General features: G+C 73.5%; 11 protein-coding genes. 7 read left to right on the top strand and 4 right to left on the bottom strand.

Annotated elements, in window-relative coordinates; all coding sequences use genetic code 11:
* From ADK55_RS05580 to ADK55_RS05570, 3 genes are all read left to right on the top strand, one after another.
* On the top strand, positions 1 to 211 hold a 211-nt coding region (locus ADK55_RS05580), incomplete at its 5' end, for a carbohydrate-binding protein (RefSeq protein ID WP_053676334.1).
* Between the two features lie 91 nt (positions 212 to 302).
* Positions 303 to 1,211, top strand: coding sequence for an RNA polymerase sigma factor SigJ (sigJ, locus tag ADK55_RS05575; protein ID WP_234349908.1), 909 nt, complete (start codon positions 303 to 305; stop codon positions 1,209 to 1,211).
* Between the two features lie 29 nt (positions 1,212 to 1,240).
* Positions 1,241 to 1,975, top strand: a complete 735-nt coding sequence (locus ADK55_RS05570; RefSeq protein WP_053676333.1) for an SDR family oxidoreductase — start codon at positions 1,241 to 1,243, stop codon at positions 1,973 to 1,975.
* A gap of 213 nt (positions 1,976 to 2,188) precedes the next feature.
* On the opposite strand, the gene ADK55_RS05565 is transcribed toward ADK55_RS05570, so the two are convergent.
* On the bottom strand, positions 2,189 to 3,349 hold the full coding sequence (locus tag ADK55_RS05565; RefSeq protein WP_053676332.1) for an ROK family transcriptional regulator: 1,161 nt from the start codon (positions 3,347 to 3,349) through the stop codon (positions 2,189 to 2,191).
* 56 nt (positions 3,350 to 3,405) lie between these two features.
* Between ADK55_RS05565 and ADK55_RS05560 the strand changes: the two genes are divergently transcribed.
* From ADK55_RS05560 to ADK55_RS05545, 4 genes are all read left to right on the top strand, one after another.
* Positions 3,406 to 4,620 carry an MFS transporter gene (locus ADK55_RS05560; protein ID WP_053676331.1) on the top strand — a complete coding sequence of 405 codons (1,215 nt, stop codon included), beginning with the start codon at positions 3,406 to 3,408 and terminating at the stop codon, positions 4,618 to 4,620.
* A 79-nt stretch (positions 4,621 to 4,699) separates the two neighbouring features.
* Positions 4,700 to 6,106, top strand: a complete 1,407-nt coding sequence (locus ADK55_RS05555; protein WP_053676330.1) for a uracil-xanthine permease family protein — start codon at positions 4,700 to 4,702, stop codon at positions 6,104 to 6,106.
* Positions 6,107 to 6,182: 76 nt separating this feature from the next.
* Positions 6,183 to 6,824: a DUF5995 family protein gene (locus tag ADK55_RS05550; RefSeq protein ID WP_053676329.1), complete on the top strand. Its 642-nt coding sequence runs from the start codon at positions 6,183 to 6,185 to the stop codon at positions 6,822 to 6,824.
* Between the two features lie 43 nt (positions 6,825 to 6,867).
* Positions 6,868 to 7,455 (top strand): hypothetical protein, encoded by a 588-nt coding sequence (locus tag ADK55_RS05545; protein ID WP_063839447.1) that lies wholly within the window; start codon positions 6,868 to 6,870, stop codon positions 7,453 to 7,455.
* 171 nt (positions 7,456 to 7,626) lie between these two features.
* On the opposite strand, the gene ADK55_RS05540 is transcribed toward ADK55_RS05545, so the two are convergent.
* The 3 genes from ADK55_RS05540 to ADK55_RS05530 all read right to left on the bottom strand — a co-directional run.
* Complete coding sequence (locus ADK55_RS05540; RefSeq protein ID WP_053676327.1) at positions 7,627 to 9,324, bottom strand: flavin monoamine oxidase family protein; 1,698 nt, start codon at positions 9,322 to 9,324, stop codon at positions 7,627 to 7,629.
* Between the two features lie 97 nt (positions 9,325 to 9,421).
* The gene (locus tag ADK55_RS05535) at positions 9,422 to 10,222 is read right to left on the bottom strand and encodes a carbon-nitrogen hydrolase family protein (protein ID WP_053676326.1); all 801 of its coding nucleotides are present in this window, start codon (positions 10,220 to 10,222) and stop codon (positions 9,422 to 9,424) included.
* Positions 10,223 to 10,379: 157 nt separating this feature from the next.
* On the bottom strand, positions 10,380 to 10,995 hold a 616-nt coding region (locus ADK55_RS05530), incomplete at its 5' end, for a glutathione S-transferase C-terminal domain-containing protein (RefSeq protein ID WP_053676325.1).

Genomic DNA, 10,995 nt, shown 5'->3' with positions numbered 1-10,995 from the left:
CACTCCCCCCACCACCCCGCCGACGACTCCCCCGACGACGCCTCCGGGCGGCACGTGCACCAACCCGGCGTACGTCGCGGGTCAGGTCTACAACAGCGGCAACGTGGTCTCGCACAAGGGCCGCAACTGGAAGGCCGGTTGGTGGACGCAGAACGAGGAGCCCGGCACCACCGGTGACTGGGGCGTCTGGAAGGACCAGGGCGCGTGCTGACCCCCGGTCTGCCCGCTTGACCCGACGAGTGTGAGGACCCGGTGGCCCGGCGGCCACCGGGTCCTCGCGCGTCCGCTCGTAGTCTGGTTCCGTGATCACGGACAACGCCGCGACCGGAGCGGGCTTCGAGGAACACCGGCAACGGATGTTCGGCATCGCCTACCGCATGCTGGGCTCCGCCCACGAGGCCGAGGACGTCGTACAGGACGCCTGGTTGCGGTGGAACGGCGCCGACCGCGACCCGATCGCGCACCCGGGGGCCTGGTTGGCCAAGACGGTCACCCGGCTGTGCCTCAACCGGCTCACCTCCGCGCGCGCCCGCCGCGAGGAGTACGTCGGCCCCTGGCTCCCGGAGCCCGTCCTCACCGGGGACGGGACGCTCGGCCCGCTGGACTCGGCGGAACGGCGGGACGGAGTCTCCATGGCCCTGCTGGTGCTGTTGGAGCGGCTGACGCCGAAGGAACGCGCCGTGTACGTGCTGCGGGAGGCCTTCGGGTACGGACACCGGGAGATCGCCGGGCTGTTGGACGTCACCGAGGTCAACTCCCGACAGCTGCACCGGCGGGCGGCGGAGCGGGTGGACGCCCCCCGGCCGCGGTTCCAACCCGATCCCGGACAGTGGCGGGGGCTGGTGGAGACCTTCATGGCCGCGGCGCGCGACGGGGACCTGGCCCGGCTGGAGAACCTGCTCACCACCGACGTGCGGTACGTGTCGGACGGCGGCGGGGTGGTGGGCGCGGCCCGGCGGCCGATCCTGGGCCGGGAGAACGTGGCCCGTTTCCTGGTGGGCGCGCTGCGCAAGTTCGTCGGCGAGGAGTCGGTCACCTTCGCGGAGGTCAACGGGGCGCCGGCGCTGGTCTTCGGCGAGGTGGCGGTGTTCCTGCCGGAATTCGAGAATGGACTGGTCAGCGGCGCGCGGGTGGTGGTCAACCCGGAGAAGCTGGGGTTCCTGCGACGACAGCTGTCACATTCCGGGGGGCTGTCCGGTCCAGGCTGGTGAACGCACCCTCTCGGGAAGGAAGGGACACCATGAACACGATCGTCGTCACCGGAGGCACCGGAAACCTCGGCTCGTTCGTCGTGACGCGGCTGCTGGCGGCGGGGCACGACGTACGGGTCCTCAGCCGGCACGCGCCCGACCACCCGGTGGACCTGACCGACGGATCCGGCCTGGACGCGGCGCTGCGCGGCGCGGAGGTGGTGGTGCACTGCGCGAGCTCCCCGCGCGGGGGTGACGACGTGGCTGCGGGGAACCTCGTGGAGGCGGCCCGGCGGGCCGGGACGGTGACCAACATCGTCTACATCTCGATCGTGGGCGTGGACGTGGTGCCGCTCGGCTACTACGTGACCAAGCTGAAGGTGGAGCGGCTGCTGGAGGCCTCGGGGCTGGGCGTGACGATCCTGCGGGCCACCCAGTTCCACGACCTGGTCGCGCAGGTGGTGGGCGCGGCGGCGAAGCTCCCGGTGATGCCGCTGCCGAAGGGGGTCCGGGTACAGCCGATCGCCGTCGAGGAGGTCGCGGACCGGCTGGCGGAACTGGCGGTGCCCGTCCCGGCGGGGCGGGTGGACGACATGGGCGGCCCGGAGATCCGGAGCCTGCCGGACTTGGCGCGCGCGTACCTGAAGGCGACGGGCAGGCGGCGCCGGATCGTCGCGCTGCCGCTCGCGGGCCGGGCGTACGCCGGTTTCCGGCGCGGCGGGAACCTGGCCCCGTCGCACGCGGTGGGCCGGGGCACCTTCGCGGAGTTCCTGGCCCGGCGGTAGCCGTGCGCGTGCGCCGGGCGTGCGGGAGCGGTGCGGGCCGAGCGCGGGCGGGCCGAGCGGGGGCGAGCCCCGGCCGGGTGCATCGGGTGCCAGCGGGCCCGGTGCCGGCGCGTCGGTGCCGGCGCGTCGGGGCCGGGCGGGGGTGCGGGCGGGCCGGGTGGGGGCGGGCGGATGGGGTCCGGCCCGGTGGGGTCCGCCCGGGCGCGGGTGGGGTCAGCCGCCGAAGAGCACGGCCTGCGCCTCCTCGCGGGCGGCCAGTCTGGCTCCCGCCAGTACCGCGGCCCCGCCGAGGACCGTGGCGCGGACCTCCGTCGTGACCGGGGTCAGGGTGCCGAGGCGGGCGGCGACGCGGGCCGCCAGCGCGGGGCCGCCGGCGTGGCCGAGTTCGCCCGCCAGGACCACGCAGCCCGGGTCGAGGACCGCCGCGACGGCTGCCGCCCCGATCGCGAGGCGTTCGGCCAGCGCGTCCAGGAACGCCTCGCCGGCGGCTCCGGCGACCGCCTCCTCCGCCGGTCCCCGGAAGCCGTGTTCGACCGCCAGCGCGGTGACGGCCCGGCGTCCGGCCAGCGCGTGGAAGCCTCCACCGCAGTCGGTGTCGGACGGCAGTGCGGCGGTCCCCGGTACGGGCAGGAAGCCGATCTCCCCCGCCCCGCCGGAGGCCCCCCGGCGCAGCCGCCCGTCCAGGACCACCGCCGCGCCCACACCGGCGCCCAACCACAGCAGGACGAAGGAGTCCACGTCCCGGGCCGCGCCGATCCGCTGTTCGGCGAGGGCGGCGAGGTTGGTCTCGTTCTCCACGACCACCTTGGCCGGCAGCCGTCGCCGGAGGGCCGCCACGAGGTCCCGGTGCCAGGACGGCAGGCGCAGGGTGTCGCCGAGTTGGCCGCTGTCCGGGGAGACCAGCCCGGGAGCGCCGACGACCACGGTGTGCAGGGGGTCCGCGCCGACCTCGCGCGTCAGGGCGGCCAGCCGGTCCACGGCCTCCTCGACGGCGTCGACCGGCAGCGAGACCTCGGCCAGTGGCAGGCCCAGCAGGTCGGTGACGACGGCGGTGGCGCTGTCGGTGCGGACGTCGAGGGCGGCCAGGTGGGCGCGGCGGGCGACGATTCCGTACAGGCGGGCGTTGGGGCCGCGCCGCTGTTCCCCGGACTCCCCCACGACCTCGATCAGGCCGGCTTCGGCGAGTCGTTCCACGAGGTCGGCCACCGAGGGACGCGACAGGCCGGTCAGGTGCTTGAGCTGGGTGGCCGTGAGGGGGCCTTCGGACTGGAGGAGTCCGAGGGCGAGCCGGTCGTTGATGGCTCGGGCCGTGCTCGGCGACGCGGGCGAGGGAGCGGCGGCCGTCAGGGCCTTGGCAGGGGTCACGGCGCCCATCTTAGGGAGTCCCGGGGCATTAACCATCAGGCAGGGTCCCTGATAGTTTGCGTGTCATGACCGGGGAAACCGACCTCAGCCCGGCGCGACTGCGCCATGCCCGCTTCGCCATAGCCGCCGTGTTCTGCGCCCACGGCGCCGTCACCGGCTCCTTCGCCACCCGCATCCCCTGGATCCAGGACCACGCGCAGCTCAGCGCCGGCACCCTGGGGCTCGCGCTCGCCTTCCCCGCCCTGGGCGCGGCGCTCGCGATGCCGCTGGCCGGGCGGATCAACCACCGGTTCGGCGCGCGCGCCGCGCTGCGCGGACTGCTGTCGATGTGGACGCTTTCGCTGATCCTGCCGAGCCTCGCGCCGAACCTCGTGACGCTCTGCCTCGCGCTCTTCGTCTACGGGGCGAGCGCGGGCATGGCCGACGTGGCCATGAACGCGCTCGGCGTGGAGACCGAGAACCGGATGGGCCGCTCGATCATGTCCTCGCTGCACGGCATGTGGAGCGTGGGCGCCCTCGTCGGCTCGGCGGCGGGCACGCTCGCGGCCCACACCGGTGCCGACGCCCGCCTGCACCACCTGATCGCCGCGCTCGCGCTGACCGCGGCCGGGTTGATCGCCGTACGGGGCGTGCTCGACCTGCGCAGCGCGGAGAACGCGGAGGCGCCGCCGGGCTTCGCCCTGCCCCCGAGGTCGGCGCTGTTGATCGGCGCGATCGGCTTCTGCGCGGTCTTCGCGGAGGGCGCCAGTCTCGACTGGTCCGCCGTGTACCTGCGGGACGTGCTGCGCACGGACGCGGGTCTCGCCGCCGCCTCGACCACCGCGTTCGCGCTGACGATGGCCGTCGCGCGGCTCGTCGGGGACCGCGTGGTGGACCGGTTCGGCGCCGTGCGCACCGTCCGTGTGGGCGGCGTGTTGGCCACCCTGGGCGGGGTGTTGGTGGTGACCGTGCGGCATCCGGCGGCGGCCCTCACGGGGTTCGGGTTGATCGGGCTGGGCATCGCGGTCGTGGTCCCGTTGGCGTTCGCGGCGGCGGCGCGCAGCGGTCCGGCGCCCGCCCAGGCCATCGCGGGGGTGGCGACGATCACGTACACCTCCGGTCTGATCGCACCGTCGGCGATCGGCGCGGTGGCGGACGCGACCTCGCTCGTGGTCTCCTTCGGTCTGGTCACCCTGCTGGCGTTCGCGCTGGTGGTGGGGGCGGCCGTGCTGCGCCCGAAGCCCGCGGCCGGCAAGGTCGCCGCGACCAACCGGGACGAAACCGTTGGAATCCGGCCGTAATATGTCGGCTGGCTCCCGTGGTTCGACACGCGGTGCGGCCCGGATGGTTGACCGGTCGGTGAAACGGGAGTGGTGGAACATGGGCTTCGGCGTGCGCTGGACCCTGCACGGAGACGGGCGGACGCCCGCCCCCGGCGCGGTGGTGCGGCCCGATGAGCGGCTGTCGTGGCCGCGTACCGCCGGGCTCGGCGCCCAACACGTCGTGGCCATGTTCGGGGCGAGTTTCGTGGCGCCGGTCCTGATGGGCCTGGACCCGAACCTGGCCATCATGATGTCGGGCGTCGCGACGATCATCTTCCTGCTCGCGACGCGCGGTCGGGTCCCCTCGTACCTGGGCTGTTCGCTCGCCTTCGTCGGGGTCGCGGCCGCGATCCGGGCGGGCGGCGGGGACAGCGCGGTCGTGACGGGCGCGGTGTTCGTGGTCGGCGTGGCGCTGTTCCTCGCGGGCCTCGCGGTCCAGCGGTTCGGGGCGCGGATCATCCACGCGGCGATGCCGCCAGTGGTGACGGGCGCGGTGGTGATGCTGATCGGCTTCAACCTGGCGCCCGTGACGGCCTCGACGTACTGGCCGCAGGACCAGTGGACGGCGCTGCTCACCATGCTGGTCACCGGACTCGCCGTGGTGTGCCTGCGGGGCTTCTGGTCCCGGATCGCGATCTTCCTGGGCCTGGTCTTCGGGTACGCGCTCTCCTGGATCCTCGACCTGGTCTTCGGCAAGATCCACTCGACCGCGGGCGGGCCGGAGAAAGTCGACCACTGGCGGCTCGACCTCTCCGGGGTCTCCAAGGCCGATTGGATCGGGCTGCCGAGCTTCCACGCGCCGGCCTTCGAATGGTCGGCGATCCTCATCGCGTTGCCCGTGGTCATCGCACTGATCGCGGAGAACGCCGGACACATCAAGGCCGTCGGCGAGATGACCGGTGACCCGCTCGACGACAAGCTCGGCACCGCCATCGCGGCCGACGGGGCCGCGTCGATGCTGTCGACGGCGGTGGGCGGCCCGCCCAACACCACCTACTCCGAGAACATCGGCGTCATGGCGGCCACCCGGGTCTACTCGACGGCCGCCTACTGGGCCGCCGCCGGCTTCGCCCTGCTCTTCGGCCTGTGCCCGAAGTTCGGCGCGGTCGTCGCCGCCATCCCCGGCGGGGTGCTGGGCGGCATCACCGTGATCCTCTACGGCATGATCGGCCTGCTCGGCGCCCAGATCTGGATCAGCGGCCGGGTGGACCTGCGCAATCCGCTGAACCTGGTGCCGGCCGCGGCGGGCATCATCATCGGCATCGGCGGCGTCACGCTGAACATCACCGACAGCTTCGAGTTGGGCGGCATCGCGCTCGGCACCGTCGTGGTGATCACCGGCTACCACACGCTGCGGTACTTCGCCCCGGCGCACATGAAGCGGGACGAGCCGCCGCTCGACTCGGGTGCCTCCGACTACGACGGTCCGGAGGGCGGGGACGGGCCCGGGGACAAGCGGGGTTGACGCCGCTTCGCCCGAACCGGCGAAGGGTACGGCCAAGTTCCCCACGCGGCGCGCTCCTGCTGCGACGCTGCCTCCCATGGAAGCGGTGCTCGCGCGGATGCGCGCCCTGGACGAGCGGCTCCCCGCGCAGGACGGTGTGGCCGTCTTCAACCGGGTGTACCTGACGGTGACGCAGACGCTGCACGAACGGCTCGCGCGCGGGGCGTTCCCCGCCCCGCGCAGGGCTCAGGCCCTCAGCGTGTGCTTCGCCGAGCGCTACCTGGCGGCCGTGGAGGCGGACCGGGCCCCGGCCTGCTGGCGTCCGCTCCTCCAATACCGCCGACACCCCGGGATCCGGCCGCTCCAGCACGCGCTGGCGGGCATCAACGCGCACATCGGACACGACCTGGCGCTGGCGGTGGTGGCCACCTGCCGTCACCTGGGCTGTGAACCGGCCGCGCTGGAAGGGGACTTCGACCGGGTAGGCGACACCCTGGTCTCCCTGGAGGAGCAGATCCGCGAGGACCTGATGCCGGGCCCCGACCTGCTGGAGATCGCCGACCCGTTGACCCACCTCGTGGGGTCGTGGAGCCTGGAGCGGGCCCGGGCCGGCGCCTGGTCCGCGGCCCGCCTGCTGTGGACGCTGCGGCGCGTCCCCGAACTGGCCGAGGAGTTCACCGACTCCCTGGACGCCGGCGTCGGACTGGTCGGCCGCTGTCTGCTCACCCCGCGCGGCTGAAACCCCCGTGCGGGCGGGAAGGGCCGCCGGCTACGCTCCCCCGGTGAGCAGCTTCGCCACCCATCGCCTGCGGGCCCTCGACCCGACCCGTACGCCTCGGCGACGGTTCGCCGCACTGCGCACCTGCGTCACGGAGTTCGCCCCGTACGGATTCCGCGCCACCTTCGACCACCTCGCGCGCACCGCCCGCATCCCCGCCGACCCGGAACGGGACCCGGACGCGGTGGTGCGGGCGGTGGAGGAGCTGCACGCGGCGCGCGAGATCTGGCTCGCGGCGTTCCGCCCCTGGCAGGAACTGCGTCGGGCGCAGAAGCGGGCCGGTGTGCGCGTCCCCCGTCCACCGGAACCCTGGCGTCGGCTCCACTGCCCCGACCCCGGGTTCCACCCGGACGCGCCGCTCCCGGTCGTGATGCCGAGCATCCTGCGCGCCGGCGCCGGCCCGTGGCCGCCGCCCGTCTGTCCGGTCTGCGCGCGGGACCGCGGCACGCGGGAGCTGCGCACCGGCCACCGGGTGTACCGGTTGTGCGCGGGGTGCGGGGTGGGCCTCGGCGGGCGGGACACCGGGTTCGAGCCGGCCGTGGCCGCCGCCCGCGAGGAACGCTGGAAGTCGATCTGGCTGCGGCGGACGTGACGAGACGGCGGCGGGCACGAGAACGGGCCGCGGGTGTCGCGGGTGTGGGGACGGGCGGTGGGCACGAGAACGGGCGCGGGCACGAGAACGAACACGGGCGCGGGCACGAGAACGGGCCGCCGCCGCGCTGTTCGCGCGGGGGCGGCCCGTGGTCACGGGGTCCGGGAGGGGTCAGTCCTCCGGGAGCTCCACCGGCGCGATGTCGTCGTAGACGTCGCCCGGTCCCGGGTTCGTGGTGTCGGTCGTGCCGCCGAGGTGGTGCATGACGCCCCAGACCGCGTTGAGGGCGGTCTGCACGGCGCCCTCGGCCCAGCCGGCCGTCCAGGAGATGTCGTCGCCCGCGAGGAAGATGCCGCGCTTGTCCTCGGGGAGGCGGTCCTGCATGAAGTGGGTGAACAGGCGGCGCTGGTAGCGGTAGTGGCCCGGCAGGTTCGCCTTGAACGCGCCCATGAAGTAGGGCTCGTTCTCCCAGGAGACGGTGACCGGGTTGCCGATGACGTGGCGGCGGATGTCGACCTTCGGGTAGATCTCGCCGAGGGACTTCAGCATGACCTCCATCCGCTCGTTCGCGGACAGCGGCAGCCACTTCAGGCTGTCGTCGCACCAGGTGTACGAGAGGCAGATGACGGCCGGCTTGTCGGGGCCGTTGTCCAGGAGGTAGGTGCCGCGGGTCATCCGGTCGGTCAGCGTCATCGACATGACGTCGCGGCCCGTCTCCTCGTCCTTGTCCAGCCAGAACGGCCGGTCGACGGGCACGAACAGCTTCGAGCTCTCCATGTAGTGGGTGCGCTCGATCGCCGTCCAGTGGTCGATCGGGAAGAGCGTGTCATCGCACTCGATCTTGGACAGCAACATCCACGACTGCGCGGTGAAGATCGCGGCGCGGTACGTGCGGATGTCGCCGGTGGCGTCGGTGACCGTGATCCGGTTGCCGGCCGTGCGGTGCAGGCGGGTGACCGCCGGGCGCGGGGTGCCGTCGTGCAGGGTGGACAGCGAGGTGCCCTGGGCCCAGTGGACGATCTTGCCGGGTGCGCGGTCCCACAGGCGCAGCGGCAGCTGCTGCGAGCCGCCGACGATGCCGCGGTGGTGGTCGTCCGCCTCGGTGTAGACGACGCGGAGGATCTCCAGGATGGAGTTCGGGAAGTCGGTGTCCCAGCCACCCGTGCCGAAGCCGACCTGGCCGAAGATCTCGCGCTTGCGGAAGGACTGGAAGGCCTCGGACTTGCAGAGGAAGCCGTAGAAGGTCTCGTCGTCGAGCTTCTCGACGAGCTTGGCCCAGATCTCGCGGATGCGCGGGACGTCCCGCTCGCGCATCGCGGTGTTCATGTCGGAGAAGTCGGCGCCCTCGTCGAGGCAGGCGTTCCACGCGGCGGCGACGTCACGGTAGACCTGCGGGAGGTCGGCGATGGTCTCGGCGTAGTGGGTCTCGCCCTTGAGGTCCACGACCGTCGAGGGGGTGGCCTCGGCGAGCGGGTTCGGGAAGGGCTCGGTGACCAGGCCGACGAGGTCGATGTAGTGCTGGAGGGCCGTGGAGGACGGCGGGAAGCGCATGGCGCCCATCTCCGCGGTCAGCTCCTCGGTGCCGGCGCCCTCGAAGCCGACGGTGCGCAGCCGGCCGCCGATCTGGTCGGCCTCGTAGACGACGGGCTTGAGGCCCATCTTCATCAGCTCGTAGGCGGAGATGATGCCGGACAGTCCGCCGCCGATGACGGCGACCTCGGTACCGAACTCCGTCGCCGGGATCTGGCCGAGCCCCGCCGGGTGGGCCAGGAAGTCGTCGTACGCGTACGGGAAGTCCGGGCCGAACATGGTGATGGGGGGCTGTCCGTCGCTGTGCGGGACGGCGGTGGTGGGCACCGTGGACGTCATGGGGTACGGCTCCTTGCGAACGGACTCGGGCAGGTGGGGGCGGGAGGGCGGACCGGGGGCGGGTCCGTGGGGTCCGGGGTTCCGGGGGTCTGGTGGGTCAGACCAGCGAGGCGTAGAGCCCCGGGCGGCGGTCGCGCAGGTAGGGGTTGGTCTCGCGCGAGGCCCGCAGCAGTTCCGGGTCGGCCTCGCCGAAGACGAGTTCCTCGCCGCGGCCGGCCCGGGTGCGGGTGACCCCGTCGGGGGCGGCCAGGCAGCTGAGGCCGACGAACTCGAACTCGCCCTCGGGGCCGGTGCGGTTGACGTACGCGATGTACATCTGGTTCTCGAAGGCCCGGACGGGGACCAGCTGCTCGGCGACGAACTGGAACGGGTGCATCTGCGCGGTCGGGACGAGGAGGAGGTCCGTGCCGGCCAGCGCGTGCGCGCGGACGTTCTCGGGGAACTCCACGTCGTAGCAGATCAGGATGCCGATGCGGAGGCCGTTCAGGTCCGCCTGGACGACGGGGGTGTCGCCGGGGGTGAAGGCGTCCTGCTCGAAGCAGCCGAAGAGGTGGGTCTTGCGGTGGTTCGCGAGCGCGGTCCCGTCGGGGCCGATGAGCTGCGCGGAGTTGAAGACGGCGTCGCCCGACCGCTCCGGGTAGCCGTACAGGACGGCGATGCCGTGGCGGCGGGCGATGTCGCCGATGGCGACGGCGGACGGGCCGTCGGCCGGTTCGGCGATGCCGGGGATGTCCTGGAGGTCCAGCGCGTAGCCGGTCAGGAACATCTCCGAGGTCACGAGGAGCCCGGCCCCGCCCTGTGCGGCACGTGCCGCGGCCTCGTCGAGCGCCTTCAGGTTCGCGGCGGTGTCGCCGAGCCGTCCGGAGCTCTGGAGGAGGGCGGTGCGCAGCGGGGGCATGGGCGTACCTCTGTGACAGGTGGGGAGGGGGTCATTAGACGGTACGTTCGGGCGTTCGACCGGGACAAGCCGTCACCGTTGCGCTCGGAGTATCGATTCGTTGCGCATTCGGCGGGTCGAGCGGCGATTCGTTGCACGCACCCCCTCCGCCGCCGATTCACTCGCCCGAGCGGAAGGCCGGATGGGCGCGGAGGCGACCCAGGTACGAGCGTACGGACTGCCCCGCCCCGGCCGGGGCGGGGTGGTGTCGCAGCGCCACCCACAGGTCCACGTCGGTGACGGTCGGCCGGTCGCCCAGCGCGTACGGGGACCGGGCCAGGCGCTGTTCCAGCAGGGCGAGGGCGGCCGACCACCCGGCCAGGGGCGCGGTGTCGTCCAGGAGTGTCCGGACGGCCTCGGCGAGCGCGGCGGGGGCGGGCGGGGCCAGGTCGGGGCGGCCCGCGAGACCGACGGCCAGGTCGTCGAGGATGTCGGGGGTGTGGTTGCTGACCACGCGGCCGCTCCAGGTGTCGCAGAGCGCGGGAACGGTGAGGGTGCCGTCGTAGTGGTGTCCGGCGGCCTCGTACGCGGCGCGCAGGGCGGCGTGGGAGTCCGGGTCGCCGAGCACGGTGGTGCCCACGCAGTCGGCGAGGCCGAGGAGGCGCAGGGTGGTGGTCACCCGGAGCGAGCGCGGACAGTCGGCGGCGAGGTGGAGGTGGTAGCGGCGGGGGTCGGGCGAGAAGCCGCTGCCGATGCGGCCTCGCAGTGCCGGGGCGGGGGCGGTGCGGGGGGGG

The organism is Streptomyces sp. WM4235 (genome assembly GCF_001279725.1).
In the GTDB taxonomy this organism is placed as follows: domain Bacteria; phylum Actinomycetota; class Actinomycetes; order Streptomycetales; family Streptomycetaceae; genus Streptomyces.
This window is presented reverse-complemented; position numbering and strand designations above follow the sequence as displayed.